The sequence below is a fragment of the Brevibacterium renqingii genome, assembly GCF_017808105.1.
GTDB classification, from domain to species: Bacteria; Actinomycetota; Actinomycetes; order Actinomycetales; family Brevibacteriaceae; genus Brevibacterium; species Brevibacterium renqingii.
Window position 1 is genome coordinate 22,011 of record NZ_JADBHF010000004.1, and the last position, 23,999, is coordinate 46,009.

Below are 23,999 nucleotides of genomic sequence, written 5' to 3' on the forward strand. Positions count from 1 at the left end.
TGGCGTCATGACTGACTTAAGCGATCCTACCGCCGCCGCCCGCGCCGCGGCCACGACCATCAACTCCGCGGCGGGCATCGACTCCCACGACATCGCGCTCGTCCTCGGCTCCGGATGGGGCGGAGCCGCCGACCTCCTCGGCGAGACGATCAGCGAAGTGCCGGCGGCCGAGGTTCCCGGCTTCCACGCCCCGGCCGTCGAGGGCCACGGCGCCACCCTGCGCACCGTGCGCATCGCGGCCAGCGGCAAGCACGCGCTCGTGCTGGGATCGCGCACCCACTACTACGAGGGCAAAGGAGTGCGCGCCGTTGCCCACGGTGTGCGCACCGCGGCCGCGGCCGGCTGCTCGTCCCTCGTGCTCACCAACGGCTGCGGCGGACTCAACCGCAACTGGGCAGCCGGCACACCGGTGCTCATCTCCGATCACATCAACCTCACCGGCACCTCCCCCATCGAAGGTGCGAATTTCGTCGACCTCACCGACCTCTACTCCCCGCGCATGCGCGCCATCGCCAAGGACATCGATCCGACGCTCGACGAAGGCGTCTATGCGCAGTTCCGCGGCCCCCACTACGAAACCCCCGCCGAAGTGCGCATGGCCGGGATCCTCGGCGCCGACCTCGTCGGGATGTCCACCACGCTCGAGGCCATCGCCGCACGTCAGGCCGGCCTCGAGCTCATGGGCATCTCTCTGGTGACGAACCTCGCCGCCGGCATCCAGGAGACTCCGCTCTCCCACGCCGAGGTCATCGAGGCCGGAGTCGCCGCAGCTCCGCGCATCTCGCAGCTGCTGGCCGACATCGTCGCGAAGCTCTGAGGAAGGACGCCATGACCCGCGTAGCAGATCGCTTCACCACCGGATTCGACGCCGAGGTGGTCCGTGCCTGGATCGCCGATGACCCGGATCAGCAGACAGCGACGACCTTGGAGCGCATCCTCGCCGAGGCCGAGGCCGGAGACACCGCGGCGATCGCCGATCTCGAGGATCGGTTCGCAGGCCCCTTGGCCTTCGGCACGGCCGGTCTGCGCGGGGAGATCGCCGCAGGGCCGAACCGGATGAACCGGGCCGTGGTGATCCGTGCCGCCGCCGGCCTCTCCCGCTTCCTCGCCGACACCGTGGGTGAGGGCTTCCGCGTCGTCATCGGCTGCGACGCCCGCTACAAGTCCGCGGAGTTCGCCGCCGACACCGCCGCCGTCTTCACCGCCGCCGGGGGCACGGCCATCCAGCTGCCCGAACAGCTGCCCACCCCGCTGCTCGCCTTCGCCCTGTCCCACCTCGGCGCCGACGCCGGGGTCATGGTCACGGCCAGTCACAATCCGCCTGCCGACAACGGCTACAAGGTCTACCTGGGCGGGCGTCCGCTGTCGGCCATCGAATCCGACCAGGCGGCCGCCGAGGCGGGAGCGGGCGCACAGATCGTCAGTCCGGCCGATGCCCTCATCGCAGAGAGGATCGCGGCCGTCGAATCGGTCGCGTCCGTCCCCCGGGCCGAGTCCGGTTGGGAGCACCTCGACGAGTCGATCGTCGAGACCTACCTGGACCGGATCGATGCTCTGGGGGTGCGGGCAGAGTCCGAGCTGTCGATCGTGCTCACCTCACTCCACGGCGTCGGTGCCACGGTCGCCGAGGCGGCCCTGGCCCGCACGGGCTTCGACACGGTCCACCCGGTCGCCTCACAGCAGGCCCCGGACCCGGACTTCCCGACCGTGACCTTCCCGAACCCGGAGGAGGCCGGGGCTCTCGACGAGTCCTACGAGCTGGCCCGCGAGGTCGGTGCCGAACTCGTCATCGCCAACGACCCCGATGCCGACCGCTTCTCCGCAGCCATCCCGGACGCCTCGACGGCGGCCGGATACCGACAGCTGTCCGGCGACGAGGTGGGGCTCCTCCTCGGCGAGGACGCCGCGACCCGCCTGGCCGCCGGCACGCATCATGCGGCGCAGGACTCGAGTGCGGGCTCGGCTGCACCGGTGTTCGCGAATTCGATCGTGTCCTCCCGCGCGTTGGCCGCCGCCGCAGCCAGCCACGGTTTCGCGGCGGTGAACACGCTCACCGGCTTCAAGTGGATCTCCCGCGTCGCCGGACTCGTCTACGGCTACGAGGAGGCGCTCGGCTACTGCGTCGACCCGGAAGCAGTACGCGACAAGGACGGAATCTCCGCTGCTGTGACCTTCGCGGCCCTGGCTTCGAGGCTCAAGGCGCAGGGGTCGAGCATCGAGGCCGAGCTCGATCGGATCCGGAAGCGCGACGGCTTCTTCGCCACCGCCCCGCTCAGCTTCCGCCTCGACGACGTCTCGCTCATCGCCGCGGCCATGGCCAAGCTGCGGGAGAATCCGCCGACCGCACTGGCCGGCTCCCCCGTCGCCGAGGTCCACGACCTCTCGGCCGGATACCAGGGGCTGCCTCCCACCGACGGGGTCCTGCTGCTCTCGGAGTCGGGATCCAGGGTCATCGTCCGTCCCTCCGGCACGGAGCCGAAGCTCAAGTGCTACCTCGAGGTCGTCGCCGAGCCCTCCGAACTGGACGCGGCAGCAGAGGCCGACGCTCGGGCCGCGGCCAGCGCAGGCGTGCGACTGCCGAGGACCTCGGCGAGTGCCTCCCTCCAACCCGCACTGCGCGAACGTCTCACCTCGATCACCACCGGGCTCAAGGAATTCTTCGGGCTGTGAGTGACGATCAGTTCCCGGTCGATGACGAGGTCGACTCCGTCCTCGCAGCTCAGCTCGCTGAGCTCGGCGCTCGCACCACGGTCTTCGGCGCCGGACGCCTTGGTGCCGGATGGACGGCGAAACGACTGAAGACCGAGACCTCTCAGACCCTTCTCGACGTGAGCGGCAGGGACACCGAGAGCCTGACGAGCGAAATCGGCCAGGTCCTCGGCGCCGCAGCGAGCCGCGCTCAGCAGGAGGACTCCCAGACCGTCTGGCGCGGCATCGTCGGCTCCGGATTCGCCTCGATGAATCCGGCCTATGTCATCATCGTCCTCGACAGGCAGGCCGCGACTCTGGGCATCGCAGCGCATGCGAAGGAAGGTCTGATCAGACAGCGCACGGCGCAGAAGGCGGTGAGCAGGGTCCGCGAGACGCTGGGACTCTGACGGACCCCGCGGAAGCGCAGGTGCGGAAGCTCAGTCGCCCAGCGCCTCGAGGATCCCCTTCGAGCCGGACAGGCCCAGGCGTGAGGCGCCGGCGGCGATCATCTCTTCGGTCGCCTCGACGGTGCGGATTCCCCCGGAGGCTTTGACGCCGAGGCGATCGCAGACCGTCTCCCGCATGAGAGCGACGGCATGGGCGCTGGCTCCGCCGGCCGGGTGGAATCCTGTTGAGGTCTTGACGAAACCGGCGCCGGCGGCCTCGGCGCGACGGCAGACCTCGACGATCTGCTCATCGGTCAGTGCCGCCGATTCGATGATGACCTTGACCAGAGACGTGCCGCTGGCCTCGACGACACCGCGGATGTCGGCTTCGACGGCATCGAAGTCTCCGGCGATGGCCTGGCCGATGTTGATGACCATGTCGACCTCGGCCGCACCGTCGGCCACGGCGCGCTTCGCCTCGGCGGCCTTGATCTCGGGCTTGACCTGCCCGGACGGGAACCCGACGACGGTGGCCACGACGAGCTCACCGGGATCGGCGATCGGCAGCATCGACGGGGACACGCAGATCGCGAGCACGCCGAGGTCCTTGGCCTCGGCGACGAGCGCGGTGACGTCGGCGGGCGTGGATTCGGGTTTGAGCAGGGTGTGGTCGATGATCGCGGCGACATCGGTTCGGCTGGTCATGGGTTCCTCCGAAATGGTTGGTGGGGTGGTCAGGGTCTCAGCTGATCTTCTCGAACACGATCGATTCCGGCACCGAGGCGGTGTCCCCGCCGATCTCCACGGCGGTCTCGAGGGATTCGACGGCGCGGGCGAAGCGTTCGGGGGTCGCTGTGTGCAGGGTCATGAGCGGCTGACCGGCGCTGACGTTCTGACCCGGTTTCGCATGGAGTTCGATGCCGGCGACATCCTGCACCGGATCCTCCTTCCGGGCCCGGCCTGCGCCGAGGCGCCACGACGCGACTCCGATGCTCAGCGCGTCCAGCTTCGTGAGCACGCCGGTCTCGGAAGCCGTGACGACCTCGGTGTGCTCGGCGACCGGCAGGGCCGCGGCAGGGTCGCCGTTCTGGGCGCGGATCATGGCGTTCCATCTGTCCATCGCCCGCCCATCGGTCAGCGCGGCACGCACATCGACATCGGTCCTGCCGGCCAGACGCAGCATCTCCTCGGCAAGCGCCACGGTGAGGTCGACGACATCGGCGGGCCCGCCGCCGGCCAGCACCTCGAGAGATTCGCGCACCTCGAGGGCGTTGCCGACCGTCAGGCCCAGTGGTGTGGACATGTCTGTCAGCAGCGCCGAGGTCCTCACCCCGGCGGACTTGCCGAGGTCGACCATGGTCCGGGCCAGCTGGCCGGCCTTGTCGAGGTCCTTCATGAATGCCCCGGAGCCGACCTTGACGTCGAGGACGAGTCCGGAGGTGCCCTCGGCGATCTTCTTCGACATGATCGATGAGGCGATGAGCGGGATGCAGTCGACCGTGGAGGTGATGTCGCGCAGGGCGTAGAGCTTCTTGTCCGCCGGGGCCAGACCGGTTCCGGCGGCGCAGATGACCGCTCCGATGTCCTCGAGCTGGTCGAGGATCTCGTCATTGCTCAGTCCCGCCTGCCAGCCGGGAATGGACTCGAGTTTGTCGAGCGTGCCTCCAGTATGGCCGAGGCCGCGACCGGACAGCTGCGGGACGGCGACGTCGAACACCGCGACGAGCGGGGCGAGGGGCAGGGTGATCTTGTCCCCGACTCCCCCGGTCGAGTGCTTGTCCGAGGTGGGTCGGGACAGGCTGGAGAAGTCCATCCGCTCGCCCGAGGCGATCATCGCCTGCGTCCAGTCGGCGATCTCGGACGGATCCATGTCGTTGATGAAGATCGCCATCGCCAGGGCGGCCATCTGCTCCTCGGCGACGACGCCGCGGGTGTAGGCGTCGATCACCCAGTCGATCTGCTCCTTGCGCAGAGCCCGGCCGTCGCGTTTGGCGGCGATGACGTCGACTGCGTCGAATGCCTCTGCTGTCACTGTCTCAATCCTCCGTCGATCGTTTGCGGGCGGCCGCCTCGGGGGTATCGCTGATGCGACCGGCCTCGTGGCTCGTCAGTGTTTGGCGTTGTGCGTGCTCCGCCCCGCGCCGAGGTGGTCCGGCCCGAACGCCTCGGGCAGCACCACGGACATCGGGGCACGTCCGCTGGGCATGTTGAGGATGAGGTCGCTGCCCCCGTGTTCGAACAGCAGCTGCCGGCAGCGGCCGCAGGGCACGAGTGTATTGCCTTCTCCGTCGACGCAGTCGAAGGCGACGAGCCGGCCGCCTCCGGACATGAACAGGTCGGAGACCATGGAGCATTCGGCGCAGAGCGTGACGCCGAAGGAGGCGTTCTCGATGTTGCAGCCGCCGACGATGCGGCCGTCGTCGACGAGGCCCGCCGCTCCCACGGGATAGGACGAGTAGGGCACATAGGCCTTCGCCATCGCGCGCTGTGCTTCCTCCCGCAGCAGCGCCCAGGTGCCCTCGCTGAGGTCCTCGGGGCAGACGGGGGTCGGTTCCTCGCTCCAGACGTGTTCGGAGGCGTCGGTGTCGGGGACGGTCATGGGGATGCTTCTTCCTTCGTCGGTGCGACTGTTCGGTTCTCGAGGAGTGGTGTCATGTCACATCAGGGGTGGTCACTTCACGTAGGGGACGCCTTCAGCGGCGGGCGGTCTGACCCGACCGACGAATCCGGCGACGGCGAAGACGGTGACGATATAGGGGAGCATGAGCAGCAGCTCATTGGCCACGGGGGTGCCGATGGACTGCAGCGTGTTGCCGAGGCTCTTGGAGAAGCCGAACAGCAGAGCGGCCATCAGCGCGCCCTTCGGGTTCCATTTGCCCAGGATCATCGCGGCCAGGGCGATGTACCCCTGTCCGGCCGACATCTCCTTGCCGAAGGCCAGTCCTGAGCCGACCGTGAAGAAGGCTCCGCCGAGGCCGGCGATGGCGCCGGCGAGCAGCGTGTTGCGCACTCGGGTGAGGTTGACCTTGATGCCGACGGTGTCGGCGGCCTTCGGATGCTCGCCGACGGCGCGCATCCGCAGACCCCACTTCGACCGGAAGACGAAGATCTGGAGGGCGATGACGACGACGTACATGATGTAGACGAGGATGTTCTGGTCGAACAGCACTCGCCCGAGCACGGGGATGTCGGACAGCAGCGGGATGGGCAGGTCCGGCAGCTTCTGGCGGGAGTTCCACAGGCCAGGGTCCTCGGTGAGCACCGTCGAGTAGAGGAAGCTCGTGACTCCGACGACGAGGACGTTGAGAACGACGCCGATGATGATCTGGTTGACCCAGTACTTCACCGCGAAGAAGGTGAGGATCACGGCGACGAGGGCACCGGCGATCGGGGCGGCGAGCAGACCCGCATAGGGGTTCTTCACCACCGAGGCGACGACGGCGGCGAGGAAGGCGCCGGCCAGCAGCTGACCCTCGATGGCGATGTTGATGATGCCCGAACGTTCGCCGACGAGGCCGCACATGGCGCCGAAGATGAGCGGCACCGACAGGGCGAGGGCTCCGGCCAGCAGGGTCGTCAGCGGGATCACACCGCCGGAGCCGCCACCGGCCCAGGCGAGGAAGGAGAGGACGAAGAGGATGCCGAAGAGCATCGGGAACCAGGAGCCGATGCTCAACCGCCGCATCGCCACGTAGACCGACACTGCGGCCATGATCACGAGCAGGATGCCCAGGGTCAGACCTGCGGCGGTCGAGGACACGACGAGGTCGGGGATGGCGAAGAGGTCTCCGCCGCTGGCGACTCGGAAGGTCGTCTCACCGTCACGGCCGATGAGGCCGAAGAAGACGAAGGACACCAGCGCCAGGATCGAGTAGACGATCGGGAACTTCCAGGCGATGGGAGCCACGACCTTCGCGTGGGTCGGGGATGTGGTTTCCACGGTCTGAGCAGTCATCTCAGTCCTCCTTCCGCTTGAGCACCGGCGTGGGCAACCGGAAGATCGACCTCACCAGGGGCGGGGCCGCGATGAGCAGCACGATGACGGACTGGACGACGAGCACGATGTCGATCGGCGTGCCGGTCTGCGACTGCATGAGGTAGCCGCCGGCCTTGAACGCGCCGAAGAGCAGACCGGCGAGGAAGGTGCCCAACGGCTTCGACCGTCCCAGCAGGGCCACGGTGATGGCGTCGAAGCCGATCGAGCCGCTGATGCCGCCGGTGAGTTTGAATTCGGTGCCGAGCACCTGTGCCGCGCCGCCGAGTCCGGCCAGAGCGCCGGCGACGATCATCACGGTCACGGTGACCTTGGATACGGAGATGCCGGCTGTGCGTGCGGCGTGCGGGTTCGCGCCCACGGCCTTGAACTCGAAGCCGATGGTCGAGCGCTCCAGCAGCCACCACACGAAGACCGTGGCGAGGATCGCGAGGACGAAACCGAAGTGGAGGCGGAACGGCGGCGGCAGGAGCAGGAACATCTGCGCGGAATCGTCGATCACGCGCGACTGCGGGTTCGCCGAGGCGGTGTGGGTGAACCAGTTCTGCTTGAGCAGATATCCCAGCGCATAGCCGGCGATCGAGTTGAGCATGATCGTCACGATGACCTCGTTGGCTCCCGTGCGTGCCTTGAGGACGCCGGCGATCCCGGCCCAGATCGCTCCGCCGACGATGCCGCCGATGACGGCGATGAGCATGTGGACGATCGGAGGCAGGCTCAGCGCATAGCCGAGGAATCCGGCGATCGTCGCGCCGAGGATGACCTGGCCCTGACCGCCGATGTTGAACAGACCGCAGCGGAAGGCCAGCGCGATGCCGAGTCCGGTGAGGATGAGCGGCGTGCCCGAGACCATCGATTCGGTCAGCGGACGGATCGCACGTTCGGCAGTGCGCGCATCCCAGTCGAAGACGGCTCCCCGGAACAGCGCCGAATATGCGTTGCCGACGGTCGAGAACAGAGTGGAGAAGAACTCTCCGGGCGCGGCGAAGAAGTTCTCCGCCGCCGCGACGACCTCCGCGTTCGACACGGCGATGAGGACACCGCCGAGCAGCAGGGCGAGCACGATCGCCAGCAGCGAGACCAGCCACGAGCCGGACAGGATCTCCTGCAGCAGGTTCTGCTGCCGGCCGTCTTCGGCCTCGGCTTCCGGCGGCGGTGCCGGTGATGGTGCCGCCGGTGAGATATCAGTCGTCATTCGGTCTCCTCCGCCGAGGTGGGGGCTGAGTCGTCATCCGCAGGTCCCGCCGAGGTGGCGGCGGGCTCGTCGGCCGAAGCGGCCTCCGCATCCGTCGCGGCCAGCGCTTCCTCGGCCGGCACGCCGGCCATCATCAGGCCCAGCGCCTCCCGCGAGGTGTCGGGGCCGACGATGCCGACGATGCGGCCGGAATACATCACGGCGATGCGATCGGCGAGCCCGTAGACCTCGTCGAGCTCGGTCGAGACGATGATGCACGGAGTGCCGGAGTCGCGTTCGGCGATGACGCGCTTGTGCACGAACTCGATCGATCCGACGTCGAGTCCGCGCGTGGGCTGGCTGGCGATGAACAGCCGCAGCTGCCGACCCAGCTCCCTCGACAGCACCACCTTCTGCTGGTTGCCGCCGGAGAGGGTCGCGATCGGGTCGGCGACGCTGCCGAGACGGATGTCGAACTCCTCGACCTTGCTCTTGGCCTCTGCAGTGATCACCTTCGGTTTGAGATTGAGCCCTTTGGCATAGGGCTCCCGGTCGTAGACGTCGAGGATCATGTTCTCGCGGATCGCGAATTCGGCGATGATGCCATCGGTTGACCGGTCCTCGGGCACGAAGCCGATGCCCGCGCCGAGGCGGTTCTTCACGGATTCGCCGACGAGATCCTTCCCGTCGAGGGTGATCGTGCCCAGCCGCGGTTCGGTCAGGCCGATGATCGTCTCGGCCAGTTCCGTCTGCCCATTTCCCTGGACACCGGCGACGGCGAGGATCTCACCGCGGCGGACGTCGAAGGACACATCGTCGACGACGACGTTCTCGGCCTTGTCGACGACGGTGAGTCCGCGCACGTGGAAGGTCGCATCGCCCGGATCGGCCTCGTCCTTCTCCGTCGTCAACGATACGGCACGGCCGACCATCTGGCTGGCCAGTTCGGCCTCGGTCGATTCCGGGGAGGCCTCGCCGACGATCTTCCCGCGGCGGATGACGGTGATCGAATCGGCGATCGCTCGGACCTCGCGGAGTTTGTGGGTGATGAAGACGATCGATGTGCCCTGCTCCTTGAGCTGGCGCATGATCGAGATGAGTTCGTCGGTCTCCTGCGGGGTGAGCACAGCGGTGGGCTCGTCGAGGATGAGGATCTCTGCATCGCGGGACAGGGCTTTGATGATCTCGACGCGCTGCTGCGCACCGACGGGCAGGTCCTCGATGAGGGCGTCGGGATCGATATTGAAATTGAAGCGCGAGGAGATCTCGATGACCTTCTTCCGCGCCTGTGCGATGTCGAGGAGCCCGAGGCTCTTCGTCGGTTCGTACCCCAGCGCCACGGACTCGGCGACGGTGAATACGGGCACGAGCATGAAATGCTGGTGGACCATGCCGATGCCGGCGGCCACGGCGTCACCGGGGCCGGAGAACCTCACCGGCTCGTCGTCGATGAGGATCTCTCCCCCATCGGCGTCGTAGAGTCCGTAGAGGACGTTCATCATGGTGGATTTGCCCGCGCCGTTCTCACCCAACAGGGCATGGATCTCGCCCGGTTCGATGGTGAGATCGATGTGGTCGTTGGCCACAAACGATCCGAACACCTTGGTCATCCCGCGAAGCTCGAGTCTCACTGCTCGCAGCACTCCTCACAAAGTTGAAGACTGCAGGGCCGAGCGGACTCGGCCCTGCAGTCTGACCGACGAGCTTATTTCGGCGTGCTCTCCGACTCGACGGTCAGAGAACCGTCGATGATCTGCTTCTTGAGCTCTTCGACCTTCTTCTTCACGTCCTCGGGAACTTCGTCCTCGAAGTCGTGGTACGGGGCGATGCCCACGCCCTCGTTCTCGAGGGTGCCGACGTAGGGCTCGTTGGTGAAGTTGTCGTTCATGCCCTCCTTGACGGTGTCCTCGACCGCGTGGGCGATCTGCTTGACGACCGAGGTGAGCATGATATCGCCGTATTCGGTCGACTCGTAGCCATCGGAGTCGACCCACACGAGCTTGGTATCGCCCGCTTCCTTCGCGGCTGCGGCGGCACCGAGGCCGACGGGACCGGCGACCGGCATGATGACATCGGCGCCCTGGGAGATGAGCTGCTTGGCGAGCTCCTGGCCCTGTCCCTGGTTCTCGAAGTCACCGGAGAACGAGCCGTCCTGCTTCTCCTTGTTCCAGCCGAGGAGCTTGACGTCCTTCTTGCTGTCCTCGTTGAATTTCTTCACACCATCGGAGAAGCCGTCCATGAAGATCGTCACCGAAGGGATCTGGATACCGCCGAAGGTGCCGACCTTGCCCGACTCCGAGGTAGCGGCCGCCACGTAGCCGGCGAGGAATGCCGCCTCGGCGGTGTTGAAGACGACGGGCTTGGCGTTGTCGATGGTCACGGGCTTGCCGTCGGCATCGGAGAAGCCCGAGTCGATGAGGGCGAAGTTGAGGTCGGGGTTCGACTCCGCAGCTTCCTGGATCGTGTCCTCGAGGAGGAACCCGACGCCGAATGTGAGGTTGCATCCCTGCTGGACCATGTTGTCGACATTGGGACCGAAGTCCGCGTCGCCCTGCGATTCTGCGAGCTTCTCCTCGACGCCGAGGTTCTTCTTCGCAGCGTTCAGACCCTCACGGCCCGACTGGTTGAAGGACTGGTCGTCCCAACCGCCGGAGTCCGAGACCATGCAGGCGAGGTAGTCGGATCCGGACTCTCCGCCTTCGCCCGAACCACAGGCCGAGAGCACAAGGGCTGATGCGGCGATGATCGACACCGCTGAAGCGAGCTTCTTCACGTTTTCTCTTTTCTGAACACAGACAGCGGACACGGTCGAGGCCCCTGACTGCCCCTGCCGAAGATGTGAAACCACTGGACGATCTGTCATATTTTGGTGAGTTCCGGTCAGTCTAATGCACTCTCGACCCCTCGGAAGCTCAGCTAGCACGACAATCGCGGACACCGATATGAAAACGCAATAATCCGTCACGCGAGACCCGCTCACGTCCGAAATGCGAACGCGTATCGGCTTGTGTTTGAGACGCCGGGGCAGATCCCGGGCCCCGGAGCCCGGCTCGCCCGTGCACAGCCGCCTCTGCGCGGTGAACTAGGCTGGAGGGTGTTATGGCACATCTGCTCGGGGCCGAAGCCCTCCATCTCGAATACCCCACCCGCGTCGTCTTCGACTCCGTCACCCTCGGCGTCGAGACCGGTGACATGATCGGCATCGTCGGCCGCAACGGCGATGGCAAGTCGAGTCTGCTCGGCATGCTCGCCGGCACCATCGAACCCGACTCCGGACGCGTGACCTATCGCGGCGGTCTGCGCCTGGGCATGCTCGGCCAGAGCGACGACCTCGATGACGACGCGACGGTCGGCTTCTCCGTCGTCGGAGACGCCGCGGACCACGAATGGGCCGCCGACCCCCGCGCCCGCGACGTCATCGCCGGCCTCATCGCCGACCTCGACTGGGAGGCGAAGATCGCCAGCCTCTCCGGTGGTCAGCGCCGCCGCGTGGCCCTGGCAGCGCTGCTCGTCGGCGACTGGGACATGCTCATCCTCGACGAGCCGACGAACCATCTCGACGTCGACGGCATCGCCTGGCTGGCCGAGCACATGCGCAAGCGGTGGCCGAAGAACGCAGGTGCCCTGCTGCTGGTCACCCACGATCGCTGGTTCCTCGACGAGGTGTGCACGAAGACCTGGGAGGTCCACGACCGCATCGTCGAGCCCTTCGAAGGCGGCTATGCGGCCTATGTCCTCCAGCGCGTCGAACGCGATCGGATCGCTGCCGCCACGGAGCAGAAGCGCCAGAACCTCATGCGCAAGGAGCTCGCCTGGCTGCGTCGCGGGGCTCCGGCGCGGACCTCGAAGCCGAAGTTCCGCATCGAGGCGGCCAATCAGCTCATCGCCGATGTGCCCGAGGTGCGCAATCCTATCGAGCTGAAGAAGATGGCCACCGCCCGCCTGGGCAAGGACGTCGTCGATCTGCTCGATGTGTCCAAGCACTTCGGCGACACGCCGATCCTCGACGATGTCACCTGGCGCATCGGTCCCGGCGAGCGGACCGGGATCCTCGGACCCAACGGCGCCGGCAAGTCGACCCTGCTCGGTCTCGTCTCCGGAGAGATCGAGCCCGATTCAGGGCGGGTCAAACGAGGCAAGACCGTGCAGATCGGCGTCCTCGACCAGCAGTTCAAGGACCTGGCACGCATCAGCGACTCCCGGGTGCGCGAGGTCCTCTCCGAGTCGAAGACGTCCTTCACCATCGAGGGCAAGGACTACACTCCCGCGCAGCTGCTCGAGAGGCTCGGCTTCGCCAAGGAGCACCTGTCCGCTCGGGTCAAGGAGCTCTCCGGCGGGCAGAAGCGTCGCCTGCAGCTCCTGCTGCTGCTCATGGCCGAGCCCAACGTCATCATCCTCGACGAGCCGACCAATGATGTGGACTCGGACATGCTCACGGCGATGGAGGACCTGCTCGACTCCTGGCCGGGCACGCTCATCGTCGTCTCCCACGACCGCTACCTGCTCGAACGCGTCACCGATCAGCAGTATGCGATCCTCGATCACGGACTCCGCCATGTTCCCGGCGGGGTCGAGGAGTACCTGCGGCTGCGGGCCGAGCAGAACCGCACGGGGACAGCCGCCTCGGCTCGGGCCGGTGAGAGCGCGGCCGCCTCGGCGAATGAGGACTCGGCGGAGGCGAAGCTCACCGGCGCTCAGGCACGGGCGGCGAAGAAGGAGCTCGCCTCGATCGAACGGCGGATGGACAAGCTGGGCGGGCAGATCGAGAAGAAGCACGAGGAGATGGCCGCGCACGACCAGACCGACTTCGAAGGTCTGGCCGGACTCACGGCCGCGCTGCGGGAGCTCAAGGACGAGCTCGACGAGCTCGAGATGCGCTGGCTCGATGCGACCGAAGCCTTGGAGGTCTGAGATGGTCGACGAGGAGCGGATGCGTGAGCTGCTCGCCTCGGAGCGGGAGGACGCCGAACGGCTCATCGCTTCCCTGTCCCACGGCATCGCCGAGGTCTCGGAGGCTCGCGAGGGAGACAACAGCGATGACGAACACGACCCGGAAGGGTCCACCCTGGCCTTCGAACGTTCGCAGGCCGCGACCCTGCTCGAGCAGTCCCGCGTTCGGCTGGGGGAGATCGCCGAGGCAGTGACCAGGCTCGAAGAGGGCCGGTTCGGCATCTGCGTCGGCTGCGGCAGGCCGATCGCCCCGGCTCGGCTGGAGATCCGCCCCTATGCGGCGCGGTGCGTGGACTGCGCTGCCGGCCGCTGACCCTCCGGCCCCGCCACTGGACCTCGCGCCTCGGACGCCGATGCTCGGGCCCCGAGCGGAGGCTGACCTTTACCGTTATCGGGTCATATGCGGTAATGTATCTGGGTGTCTTCCCGTGACTATCGCCTCGATCGTGCCAAAGGTATCCTCATCTTCGCGGTTGTCCTCGGCCACCTGCTGGCGAGGACCTCGCCGTGGGAGTCGCCTGTCCTGGGCGCACCGATGTACCTCATCTATTCGTTCCACATGCCTGCCTTCGTCTTCCTCGCAGGCATCACGGCGAAGTCCAACCGGCTGCCCGAGAGGGTCCTGACATTCCTCGTCCTGCTCGCCGCGGTGCTGCCGCTGATGTGGGTGTGGATGTGGGCGTTCGGGCTCGATCCCGACTACAGCCTGCTCACTCCGTTCTGGTACACGTGGTTCCTGCTGTCCATGGCCTGGTGGATGATCACGGTGCCCTTCATCGAGCGCTTCCCGCGCACGATGCTCGTCGCGTCTTTGGGCATGGGTCTCTTCGGCGGAATCCTGCCGATCCTCGACACGGAGCTGTCAGCGGCTCGGACGATGGCCTTCTGGCCCTTCTTCGTCATCGGCAAGCTCTACGGCAAGCAGATCATCGACTGGGCCGGGAACCTGGCGATCTGGCAGAAGCTCGGCCTCAGCTGCGCGGCGCTGGCCACGGTCGGATACTTCTACGTCGACCAGGTCGACCACCATTGGCTCTACGGCAGCCTCAACTTCGCACACTTCGCCGTCAGCGTCCCCGAAGGCGTGGGCCTGCGCCTGATCATGGACATCGCTGCGGTGCTCATGACCCTGGCGCTGCTGTCGTGGCTGAGCGACAGAAACGATTTCATCGCCACGATCGGCAAGCACAGCCTCGCGGTCTACGTTCTGCACGGCTTCGTCGTCCGCGGCCTCCAACCCGTCCTCGACGGCAGCCGCGACGTCCTGCCCGACGCCGTCGTCTTCATCATCTGCCTGGCTCTCGCCCTCGTCTGGACGGGAGTGCTGTCGTGGACGCCGTTCGAACGCGCTCTGCGCTGGTACGGCTCGACCGCGTCGGGACTCATCCTCAAACCCTTCTCGATGCTGCGACCGAAGTCGCGCTCGGCCCAGCCGGCCGCAGCCGACGACGAGGCCTCCCTCGGCCCCGACGTCTTGGGCGACCGGGTCGAGGAGTCAGAGCACCTCGCGTCAGAACATCCCGCCCCGGAGAGCCTGGCCCATCCGGCGCCGTTCGAACACTATCCGCTTCCCGGCTCGCACCAGGTCCCGCAGAACGCCGCGTACGGGAGCACGCAGGAAGTGCCGGCCGGCTCCGCCCAGCCGACCGCGCAGGGAACGCCCCAGCCGGAGACCCGCAACGTCGCGGAGAACTCTGCGACGCCCCACCTCGGCGAGAGCGCCGGCCGCTACCGCCGCCTCCCCGTCTACCTCAGCACGCCCTCGGACGACGAAAGCCGCTGACCGGTTCCGCCGCCTCGCCGCCCCGGCGAGAAGCGGTTCCGCCGCCTCGGCGGCGACGCTGACAACGGAATATGTCATTGTGACGGCCGCCGCAGTGCCGAAGATGGTTTGATACCTGAGTTCGGGTCGATACCCGGACATGGACGATCCCCCACCATCGAATCGGAGAGCACCCATGACCGCGACCAATGCACTGACCCAACGCCTCGAAGCCGGACCCGTGATCTGCGCCGAGGGCTTCCTCTTCGAACTCGAGAAGCGCGGCTACCTGTCCGCCGGCGAGTTCGTCCCCGAGGTCGCCCTCGAGTTCCCCGATGCTCTGCGGTCCCTGCACGTCGACTTCCAGAGGGCCGGCTCGGACATCGTCGAGGCCTTCACCTACAACGGACACCGCGAGAAGATGCGCGTCATCGGCAAGGAGGACCTGCTCGAGCCGCTCAACCGCTCTGCTCTGCAGATCGCCCGCAGCGTTGCGGATGCGAAGCCGGGCAACTTCATGGCCGGCAACATCTCGAACTCGAACATCTGGGATCCGGCCGACGAGGACAAGCAGAACGAGGTCCGCGGCATGTTCGCCGAGATGGTCGGCTGGGCCGTCGAGGAGGGTGCCGACCTCATCATCGGCGAGACCTTCTACTTCGCCGGTGAGGCCATCGCCGCCGCCGAGATCGCGAAGGCCAGCGGCCTGCCGGTCGTTCTCACCCTCGCCCCCATGGCCTTCCAGGAGATGGCTGACGGCGTCGGGATCGTCGAGACCGCGCAGCGCCTCGAACAGCTCGGCGTCGACGTCGTCGGACTCAACTGCTTCCGCGGACCGGCGACGATGCTGCCGTGGCTGCGCGAGATCCGCGCGGCCGTGTCCTGCCACGTCGGCGCCCTGCCCATCCCCTACCGCACCACGCAGGAAGAACCGACGTTCTTCAACCTCTCCGACCCCCGCGCCGAGGTGGCCTCCCCGCACGGTCGCACCTTCCCGACCGCTCTCGATCCGCTGCAGACCAACCGCTACGAGATCGGCGCCTTCGCCAAGGAAGCCTATGAGCTGGGCGTCAACTACATCGGCGTGTGCTGCGGGGCGACCCCGATGCACATCCGAGAGGTCGCCGAGGCCGTCGGTCTGACCACGGAGGCCAGCCGGTTCTCGGAGAACATGGCCAACCACTTCATGTACGGAGACAACGAGCGCCTCGCCGAGAACGTCGTCGCCCTCGGCGACACCGCCTGAGACCGGCCTCGGTCAGCACCGGGCACCCGAGTGCCCCCGGAAGCATCCCTCACCGCTGGTGTCGCCTCGCACCGACAGTGCCAGCACATACAGTCAGCGCCATAACCTCCCGTTGCAGCGAGGGGTTATGGCGCTGACTGTTCGTGTTGCAGACCGCCGGGCGGTCGATTCGTCGAGACGCGATCAGCTCTCTGCGGTCACGCCGATCGAGTCGAGGGCCGCTTCGAGGCGAGCGATCGTGCCGTCGATGTCGCCGAGCTTGTCGAGGCCGAAGAGACCGATGCGGAAACTCCGGAAGTCCTCGGGCTCATCGCACTGCAGCGGCACGCCCGCAGCGATCTGGACCCCGACCTCCTTGAAGTCGGCGCCGCTGGCCAGCTCGGGGTTGTCGGTGTGGACGACGACCACGCTCGGCGAAGCGAATTCCGGGGCGGCCACCGAGGGCAGACCGCGTTCGGCGAAGACCGCGCGCACCCGGTCGCCGAGTTCCCGCTGAGCCGATTCGAGCTTGTCGAAGCCGCGCTCCTCCGTCTCGCGCATGAGTTCGACATTGTGCGCGAGAGCGTCGGTGGGCATCGTGGCATGGTACGGCGAACGTCCCTGTTCGTACTCGTCGGCGATGGACAGCCACTTCTTCAGGTCCATCGAGAAGCTCGACGAGGTGGAGCCCTCGACCGCCTTGCGTCCGTTCTCGCTGAGCATGACGTAGCCGGCGCACGGTGATCCGCTCCAGCCCTTCTGCGGTGCGCTGATGAGGACGTCGATGCCGAGGTCCGTCATCGATGCCCACATCGCACCCGAGGCGATGCAGTCGAGGACGAAGAGACCGCCGACGGCGTGCACAGCCTCGGCGACTCGGCGGACGTAGTCATCGGGCAGCAGCATGCCGGATGCGGTTTCGACATGGGGCGCGAAGACGACTTCCGGCTTCTCACGCTCGATGGCGGCGACCACCTCGGCGATGGGGGCCGGTGCCCATGGCGCCTGGTGCTCGTCGATGACGGGCGAGGCCTTGAGCACGGTGGTCTCGGCAGCGATGTTCCCGGCGTCGAGGATCTGCGACCAGCGGAAGGAGAACAGCCCGTTGCGCACGATGAGCGTCTTCTTGCCGGTGGCGATCTGACGGGCCACGGACTCCATCGCATAGCTGCCGCCGCCGGGGACGATGGCAGCGGCCTCGGCGTCGTAGGCCGAGCGCAGGATGCGGTTGATGTCCTGCATCACGGACACGAACCGTTTCGACATGTGGTTCAGCGATCGGTCGGTGAAGACCACCGAGTATTCGAGCAGGCCGTCGGGGTCAACATCTTCGTGTGGCAAAGTCATGGCTCTAACATAGTCACAACTTCGCCGTTCGGGCCACCGTCGTCGCGCAGTGAGACCGGACCGATCAGAGCTGGACCTCACTGCGGTCCCCGGACCACAGGGTATGGAATGTGCCCTCTCGGTCGGTGCGCTCATAGGTGTGCGAACCGAAGCGGTCACGCTGGGCCTGGATCAGCGCAGCACTGCCGGCCGCGCTGCGCAGCCCGTCATAGTAGGACAGCGTCGAGGCCAGTCCGGGTACGGCGATGCCCTGTCCGATCGCGCGGACCACGGTGGATCGCAGCGCGGTCTGGCAGCGGGCGGCGACATCGCGGACATAGTCATCGGCCAGCAGCGTCTGCGGTGGCGTCGATGAGTCGAAGGCCTCGGCCACACGGTCGAGCAGGCGTGCCCGGATGATGCATCCGGCCCTCCAGATCGAGGCGAGGGCGCCGAGGTCGATCTCCCAGCCGTACTCCCGTGCCCCGGTCGAGATCTCGTGGAATCCCTGCACATAGGCCATGACCTTGCCCAGCAGCAGCGCCCGTCCGATCTCGTCGATCGCGGCCCGGCGTTCGTCCCCGGTGAGGCCGGAGGACACGGGCGCGGCCGATGCGTCGGCTGCTGCCGGATGCGGGCCGGCGAGCCGGGGGCCTTCGGCGCGCAGATCGGCGGCCGAGGACAGCGACCTGGAGAAGACCGCCTCGGCGATGGTCGGAGCGGGGACCCCGAGGGCGAGCCCGGTCTGGGCCGTCCACGCTCCGGTCCCCTTGGCTTTCGCTGCATCGGCGACGATATCGACGAATGCCCGGCCGGTGGCCGCATCGACATGGGCGAGCACATCGGCGGTGATCTCGATGAGGTAGGACTCGAGTTCCCCCTCGTTCCACTCTTCGAACACCTCGCCGATTTCCGAGGCCTGCATCCCGAACCCATCACGCAGGAGGGTGAAAGCTTCGGCGATGAGCTGCATATCAGCGTATTCGATGCCGTTGTGGACCATCTTGACGAAATGCCCTGCCCCGTCGGCGCCGATGTGCGCGACGCAGGGGTAGTAGGACTCAGCCGACGCAGCCCCGGGTGGAGCAGCATCGGGATCTTCGGTCGTTGCGCCGTCGCCGACCGCGATGCTCTCGGCTCGGGCGGCGATCGGTTCGAGCAGCGGGCGCAGACGCTGCCAGGCGGCCGGTGAGCCGCCGACCATGAGTGAGGGGCCGAGCAGGGCACCGACCTCTCCCCCGGAGATGCCGACGCCGCAGAATTCGATGCCGGTGCCGGTCAGGCGCGCCCCGCGGGCAATGGTGTCCTGGAAATGCGAGTTGCCGCCGTCGACGATGATGTCGCCGGGCGCAAACACCTCGGCGAGATCGGCGATCGCCGAATCCGTGGCGGGCCCGGCGTTGACCATGAGGATGGCCACCCGCGGCCCGGCGAGCCGGTCGGCGAGGTCAGCGGGGTCGGTGGCGACGATGAACTCGGCTTCGGGGAAGTCCTCGGCCAGCGTCGTGGCGCGGGCGACGTCGCGGTCGTAGACCGCGACCCGGTGACCCGTCTGCCGGGCGAGATTCCGGGCCAGATTCGATCCCATCACGCCGGTCCCGATCACAGCGATGTCGGCCTTCATCAGCATTCCCCTTCCCTGGGAGCGGCGATGTTGACAGTCACTCGCCACCAGCATTACGGTGCAATAAATCTGTTTTAATCACTGATTATAGGTTTCTCTTCATATTTTATCGAGAGGTTTCGGATATGGGTCAACACCCTTCCCTTCCACCGCTCGTCATCATGGGTGTCTCGGGAACCGGCAAGACCGTCCTCGGCGCTCAGGTAGCGCAGGCCCTCGATCGTCGCTTCGTCGATGCCGACGACCTCCACTCCGCCGCGAACAAGCAGAAGATGCACTCGGGCACTCCCCTCACCGATGAGGACCGCACCCCCTGGCTGGACAGCGTCGCGGCCGAGGCTGTCCGTGCCCCGGCACCGGTCATCGCCTGCTCCGCGCTCAAACGCTCCTACCGTGACCTGCTGCGCAAGGCGGCCCCCGACCTCATCTTCATCCACCTCGCCGGCCCACGTGAGGTCATCGCCGCCCACCTGGCCGGCCGCAGCCACGAATTCATGTCCCCGGACCTGCTCGACTCCCAGCTGGCCACCCTGGAGCCGCTCGACGACGAGGAGGCCCATGCCATCGTCGACGTCGACCATCCGATCCCCGAGGTTCTGCACGCGATCCTCGAGGCCGTCGACCATCTGACCTCGTGACCGTGCGGCCGTCAGACCACCCACCCGTCCCTCCGACGCTCTGACCTCAAGGAAGAGGAACAATGACCGATATCGAATTGGCCTGGACCCTGTCCGCGCCGGCACTCCTCGCACTCGCCGCTGCGGCCATCGCCCTGCTGCTCCTGCTCATCATCCGGGCCCGACTGCACGCCTTCATCGCCCTCGTCATCGTCAGCGTGCTCACCGCCCTGGCGTCCGGCATCCGGCCCGGCGACCTCATCGATGTCCTCTATGACGGCTTCGGCTCCACCCTGGCCAGCGTGGCTCTGCTCGTCGGACTCGGTGCGATGCTCGGTCGCATGCTCGAGCTCTCCGGCGGCGCCGAGGTGCTCACCGATGCCCTGATCAGGCTCTTCGGTGAGAAACGCGCCCCCTTGGCTCTCGGCGTGACCTCTCTGCTCTTCGGCTTCCCGATCTTCTTCGACGCCGGCCTCGTCGTCATGCTGCCGATCATCTTCACGATCGCGCGCCGCCTCGGCGGCTCCCTGCTCCTCTACGCCCTGCCCGCGGCGATGGCGTTCTCCGCGATGCACATCTTCGTGCCGCCGCACCCCGGCCCGGTGGCCGCCTCGGGCCTGCTCGGCGCGAATGTCGGGCTCGTGCTCATCTGCGGTCTCATCGTCGCGATCCCTGCTTGGTATCTCACGGGCTATCTGTTCGGGGTCTTCGTCGGCAAGCGCATAGACGTGGCGGTCCCCGATGTCCTCTCGGGCGGGAAGAATGACGAGTTCGCGGAATTCGCCTCGAAGCCGAAGCTGTCGCATGTCGTCTTCCTCCTCGTGCTCCCTCTCGTGCTCATCTTCCTCAACACCGGCCTCGACTTCGCCGGGCAGGCCGGTTGGGTCGATGCCGAAGCGACAGCGGTCACCTCGCTGCGCCTGCTGGGCGAGACCCCGATCGCACTGCTCATCACCGTCGTCATCGCGATGTGGCTGCTCGGCTGGCACCAGAGCAAGGACCGGTCGCTGGTCGAGAACGTCGTTGACTCCGCGCTCGGCCCCGTCTGCTCCATCGTCCTCATCACCGGTGCGGGCGGAATGTTCGGCGGTGTCCTGCGCGCCAGCGGAATCGGCGATTCGCTCGCCGATTCCCTCGCCGCGCTGGGGCTGCCCGTCATCGTCGCAGGCTTCGTCATCGCCGCGATCGTGCGCATCGCGCAGGGTTCGGCCACGGTGGCTCTGACGACCGCGGCTGCGCTCGTGCAGCCGATCATCGTGGGCAATCCGGATTTCTCCAGCCTGCAGGTCGTCGCCATCGTGCTCTCGCTGGCAGCGGGCTCGGTCTTCGCCAGCCACGTCAACGACTCCGGCTTCTGGCTCGTCTCGCGCTTCTTCGGCATGGACACGAAGACGACGCTGAAGACCTGGACGGTCGGACAGACGATCCTCGGCCTCGTCGGCTTCGCTCTCAGCCTTATCCTCTACGGGGTCGTCAGCCTGTTCTGAGGCCGCGTTCGGGTGAGCACGCGGTCCGAGTCGCTCGGACCTCAGCGCCTCGGGCCGCGGGGTTCGTCGGCCCAGACGCCGCTCATCTCGTCATCGGCCTTCGCGACGATCTTGTACATCGCCTCTTTCGCGCGCCCGGACTGCTGCCGCCCGATGGCGTCGGCGACGTCGAAGTGCCACTGGAGGGCGTCCGGGTGCGGGTACTGCGGCATCAGGCCGGCTCCGGTGCGCCCGGCGAGGATCTCGCCGATGACCGTGTCGAAGGCGGCGAAGAGCTCATTGCCCCCGGCGCCGAGCACGGCGCGGTGGAAGGCGACATCGGCTTCGAGGAAGGACTCGACGTCGCCGTTCCTGCCGGTCGAGCGCATTCGGGCGGCCAGGCGCATGATCTCCTCGGCGGCCTCGGCCGGCGCGTGCTGTGCCGCGAGGCCTGCGGCCTCGGGTTCGATGGCCACGCGCAGCTCGGTCAGCGAGCGCAGCTGCCGGGCCGGGGCCTGGGTCATCCGCCAGCGGATGACGAGCGGGTCGAGCAGCATCCACTCATCCATGGCGAGCACGACCAGCCCGACCCGGCGGACGGGCCGGAGCATGCCGAGCGATTCGAGGACGCGCACGACTTCCCGCACGACCGACAGGGAGACGTCGTAGCCGGCTCTGAGATCTTCGGCCTTGATGATGGTGCCGGCGGCCAGCCGGCCCGCAACGATGTCCTGCCCGATCTGGTCCCGCAGGCGCTCATGGAGGTTCCTGCGGTTCATCGGGCCCTCTGTCTGACCGGTCATCCGACGATGTCCACCACTTGCGCCCCGGGCGCCGGCCCGGTCGCACGCAGTGCCTCGTTGACGCCGCGCGTGGCCTGCAGCAGCACCGCCAGGTCGAGTGCGTGGCGGGCATCGCGGGCGAGGAATCCGATCGTCGGCCCCGAACCGCTCAGCAGCGGCAGCAGCGCGCCGGCGGCGCGCCCGGCCTCCATCACCTCGGCGATCTCGGGCATGAAGGACACGGCCGCCTCGGTGAGGTCGTTCGCTGCGGATGCCGCGAGCGCATCGGGGTCGCCCGCGGCCAGTGCCGTGAGCACTCCGGCGGGGATCTCGGCAGGCGCGGGGTCGGGGTTGAGCTCATCGAAGCGTGCGTAGACATCCGGGGTCGGCAGCTGCCTCGCCGAGGTGGCCATCACCCAGTGGAAGGTTCCGCGGGTGAGCACGGGGCTGAGCCTCTCCCCGCGACCATGGCCGACGGCGGTGCCCCCGCGCAGGAGGAAGGCGACGTCGGCGCCGACGGCCACCGCGCAGTCGTGGAGGACGTCTTCGGCCACTCCCCCGACGAGGTGGGCTGCCCCGACGAGGGCGGCGGCCGCATCGGCCGATCCCCCACCCATGCCGCCGGCCACGGGCACCTGTTTGTCGATGACGATGTCGATGCCGCGCAGCACGTCGACGTCGCGCTCGTCCTCGAGAGCGGCGATGAGGAGGTCGATGGCTCGACGCGCGAGGTTCGTCTCATCGGCCGGGACCGCGGAGTCCGCGTAGCGTCCCTGGACGATGATCGACCCCGTCCCGCCGGGGATGAGGGTGAGCGTCTCGCCGAGGTTGAGCGCCTGGAAGACGGTCGCGAGTTCGTGGTACCCTTCCGCGGTCGCCCCTCCGACACCGAGGTGGATGTTGATCTTCCCCGGCGCCTGGACCTTCACCGGGGCGCGGGTCGTCGAACGGGAGCGCAGCGGCGTGGTCATCGCCGGTTTCCTTCGCCCGAGTCCGCGTCGGTTTCAGGACCCGGTACGTGGCCGGGAGACTCGACGTCGGCCAGGCGTTCGAAATCAACGACCGAGAGTGCTTCCCCGCGGGTCTTGGGGTCGATGTCGGCGGCCAGCAGCAGCTCTTCGGCTCTCTGCGGGCTGCCCGCCCACCCGGACAGGGCGGCGCGCAGGGTCTTGCGGCGTTGGGCGAAGGCCGCGTCGATGAGGGTGAAGAGCCGACGTCGCCGCGCGGGTTCGCGCTCGGTGCGGGTGACATCGATGCGGACGAGTCCCGAGTCGATGTTCGGGGCCGGCCAGAACACGTTCTTGCCGATCCGTCCGGCCAAGCGCACGTCTCCGTACCATTGGGCCTTGACGCTGGGCACACCGTAGGTGCGGGACCCGGGCGCGGCGGCAAGCCTTTCGGCGACCTCGAGCTGAACCATGACAAGCACCGACTTCAGGCTCGGGAAGGTCTCGAGGAAGTGCAGCAGCACGGGCACGGCCACGTTGTAGGGCAGGTTCGCCACGAGTGCGTCGGGATGGTTCCCCGCGTCGGTCCCATCCGGTCCGGGCAGCTCGGTGACCGTGAGGGCATCGGCGTTGACGAGCGAGAAGCGAGCAGCGCCCGAGTCGGCACCACGCGCGGCGGTGTCGGCTTCCGGACGACGGTCGGCCGCCTCGGTGCCGGCGAACTTCTCCACGGTGGCCGGCAGCCTGGCCGCGAGCACCTCGTCGATCTCGACAGCGGTGACGCTGTGCCCGGCTTCGAGCAGACCGAGGGTGAGCGAGCCGAGTCCGGGACCGATCTCGACGACGTTCGAGGCCTCCTCGAGGCCGGCAGCGGTGACGATCGAACGCACGGTATTGGGGTCGATGACGAAGTTCTGCCCCTTCTGCTTCGTCGGGCGCAGACCGATGTCAGCGGCTGTCTCGCGTATGTCGCGGGCGGTCAATAACGTCACAGCCAACAACTTACAGCACTGCCCGGCCGGCACAATCATCTCGCGTCCGGCGCTTCGGACACT

General features: G+C 67.4%; 21 protein-coding genes. 9 read left to right on the forward strand and 12 right to left on the reverse strand.

Annotation, left to right across the window (positions count from 1 at the left end; genetic code table 11):
• Positions 1-7 precede the first annotated feature (7 nt).
• From IHE57_RS05395 to IHE57_RS05405, 3 genes are read left to right on the forward strand one after another with little or no spacing between them, the layout of a single operon-like run.
• Positions 8-817 carry a purine-nucleoside phosphorylase gene (locus IHE57_RS05395; protein WP_209371380.1) on the forward strand — a complete coding sequence of 270 codons (810 nt, stop codon included), beginning with the start codon at positions 8-10 and terminating at the stop codon, positions 815-817.
• 11 nt (positions 818-828) lie between these two features.
• A complete protein-coding gene (locus IHE57_RS05400; RefSeq protein WP_209371382.1) occupies positions 829-2,670 on the forward strand; it encodes a phospho-sugar mutase in 1,842 nt (613 codons plus the stop codon).
• Positions 2,667-3,098, forward strand: coding sequence for a hypothetical protein (locus tag IHE57_RS05405; RefSeq protein ID WP_209371384.1), 432 nt, complete (start codon positions 2,667-2,669; stop codon positions 3,096-3,098). Before IHE57_RS05400 ends, IHE57_RS05405 begins: the two co-directional genes overlap by 4 nt.
• 30 nt (positions 3,099-3,128) lie before the next feature.
• Here IHE57_RS05405 and deoC read toward each other — a convergent pair whose 3' ends face one another.
• From deoC to IHE57_RS05440, 7 genes are all read right to left on the reverse strand, one after another.
• Positions 3,129-3,782: a deoxyribose-phosphate aldolase gene (deoC, locus tag IHE57_RS05410; protein ID WP_209371386.1), complete on the reverse strand. Its 654-nt coding sequence runs from the start codon at positions 3,780-3,782 to the stop codon at positions 3,129-3,131.
• A 37-nt stretch (positions 3,783-3,819) separates the two neighbouring features.
• Positions 3,820-5,109, reverse strand: coding sequence for a thymidine phosphorylase (locus IHE57_RS05415; protein ID WP_209371388.1), 1,290 nt, complete (start codon positions 5,107-5,109; stop codon positions 3,820-3,822).
• A gap of 75 nt (positions 5,110-5,184) precedes the next feature.
• Entirely contained in the window at positions 5,185-5,676 is a 492-nt protein-coding gene (locus IHE57_RS05420) for a cytidine deaminase (protein WP_209371390.1), read from the reverse strand.
• Positions 5,677-5,748: 72 nt separating this feature from the next.
• Positions 5,749-7,032, reverse strand: coding sequence for an ABC transporter permease (locus tag IHE57_RS05425; protein ID WP_209371393.1), 1,284 nt, complete (start codon positions 7,030-7,032; stop codon positions 5,749-5,751).
• Between the two features lies 1 nt (position 7,033).
• On the reverse strand, positions 7,034-8,266 hold the full coding sequence (locus IHE57_RS05430; protein WP_209323477.1) for an ABC transporter permease: 1,233 nt from the start codon (positions 8,264-8,266) through the stop codon (positions 7,034-7,036).
• Positions 8,263-9,876 (reverse strand): ABC transporter ATP-binding protein, encoded by a 1,614-nt coding sequence (locus IHE57_RS05435; protein ID WP_209371395.1) that lies wholly within the window; start codon positions 9,874-9,876, stop codon positions 8,263-8,265. Before IHE57_RS05435 ends, IHE57_RS05430 begins: the two co-directional genes overlap by 4 nt.
• Before the next feature lie 74 nt (positions 9,877-9,950).
• Positions 9,951-11,018, reverse strand: a complete 1,068-nt coding sequence (locus tag IHE57_RS05440) for a BMP family lipoprotein (protein WP_366933860.1) — start codon at positions 11,016-11,018, stop codon at positions 9,951-9,953.
• A 326-nt stretch (positions 11,019-11,344) separates the two neighbouring features.
• Here IHE57_RS05440 and IHE57_RS05445 point away from each other — a divergent pair, with 326 nt between their 5' ends.
• The 4 genes from IHE57_RS05445 (at position 11,345) to IHE57_RS05460 (ending at position 16,203) form a co-directional block, all read left to right on the forward strand.
• Positions 11,345-13,156 (forward strand): ABC-F family ATP-binding cassette domain-containing protein, encoded by a 1,812-nt coding sequence (locus IHE57_RS05445; RefSeq protein WP_209371400.1) that lies wholly within the window; start codon positions 11,345-11,347, stop codon positions 13,154-13,156.
• Position 13,157: 1 nt separating this feature from the next.
• Positions 13,158-13,508, forward strand: a complete 351-nt coding sequence (locus tag IHE57_RS05450) for a TraR/DksA family transcriptional regulator (protein ID WP_209371402.1) — start codon at positions 13,158-13,160, stop codon at positions 13,506-13,508.
• Between the two features lie 105 nt (positions 13,509-13,613).
• A complete protein-coding gene (locus tag IHE57_RS05455; protein ID WP_209371405.1) occupies positions 13,614-14,978 on the forward strand; it encodes an acyltransferase family protein in 1,365 nt (454 codons plus the stop codon).
• 175 nt (positions 14,979-15,153) lie between these two features.
• On the forward strand, positions 15,154-16,203 hold the full coding sequence (locus tag IHE57_RS05460; RefSeq protein ID WP_209371408.1) for a homocysteine S-methyltransferase family protein: 1,050 nt from the start codon (positions 15,154-15,156) through the stop codon (positions 16,201-16,203).
• A 183-nt stretch (positions 16,204-16,386) separates the two neighbouring features.
• Here IHE57_RS05460 and IHE57_RS05465 read toward each other — a convergent pair whose 3' ends face one another.
• Both IHE57_RS05465 and gnd read right to left on the reverse strand, forming a co-directional pair.
• Positions 16,387-17,529: an aminotransferase class V-fold PLP-dependent enzyme gene (locus tag IHE57_RS05465; protein ID WP_209371421.1), complete on the reverse strand. Its 1,143-nt coding sequence runs from the start codon at positions 17,527-17,529 to the stop codon at positions 16,387-16,389.
• 64 nt (positions 17,530-17,593) lie between these two features.
• Positions 17,594-19,132 carry an NADP-dependent phosphogluconate dehydrogenase gene (gnd, locus tag IHE57_RS05470; protein WP_209371424.1) on the reverse strand — a complete coding sequence of 513 codons (1,539 nt, stop codon included), beginning with the start codon at positions 19,130-19,132 and terminating at the stop codon, positions 17,594-17,596.
• A 125-nt stretch (positions 19,133-19,257) separates the two neighbouring features.
• On the opposite strand from gnd, the gene IHE57_RS05475 reads away from it, so the two are divergent.
• Both IHE57_RS05475 and IHE57_RS05480 read left to right on the forward strand, forming a co-directional pair.
• Positions 19,258-19,770, forward strand: a complete 513-nt coding sequence (locus IHE57_RS05475) for a gluconokinase (protein WP_209371425.1) — start codon at positions 19,258-19,260, stop codon at positions 19,768-19,770.
• A 62-nt stretch (positions 19,771-19,832) separates the two neighbouring features.
• Positions 19,833-21,236 (forward strand): GntP family permease, encoded by a 1,404-nt coding sequence (locus IHE57_RS05480; protein WP_209371426.1) that lies wholly within the window; start codon positions 19,833-19,835, stop codon positions 21,234-21,236.
• Between the two features lie 41 nt (positions 21,237-21,277).
• On the opposite strand, the gene IHE57_RS05485 is transcribed toward IHE57_RS05480, so the two are convergent.
• The 3 genes from IHE57_RS05485 to rsmA are packed head-to-tail and all read right to left on the reverse strand — an operon-like array spanning position 21,278 to position 23,936.
• Positions 21,278-22,018: a FadR/GntR family transcriptional regulator gene (locus tag IHE57_RS05485; protein WP_253719931.1), complete on the reverse strand. Its 741-nt coding sequence runs from the start codon at positions 22,016-22,018 to the stop codon at positions 21,278-21,280.
• Positions 22,015-22,968, reverse strand: a complete 954-nt coding sequence (locus tag IHE57_RS05490; RefSeq protein WP_209371427.1) for a 4-(cytidine 5'-diphospho)-2-C-methyl-D-erythritol kinase — start codon at positions 22,966-22,968, stop codon at positions 22,015-22,017. Before IHE57_RS05490 ends, IHE57_RS05485 begins: the two co-directional genes overlap by 4 nt.
• A complete protein-coding gene (gene rsmA, locus IHE57_RS05495; RefSeq protein ID WP_366933861.1) occupies positions 22,965-23,936 on the reverse strand; it encodes a 16S rRNA (adenine(1518)-N(6)/adenine(1519)-N(6))-dimethyltransferase RsmA in 972 nt (323 codons plus the stop codon). Before rsmA ends, IHE57_RS05490 begins: the two co-directional genes overlap by 4 nt.
• Positions 23,937-23,999 lie beyond the last annotated feature (63 nt).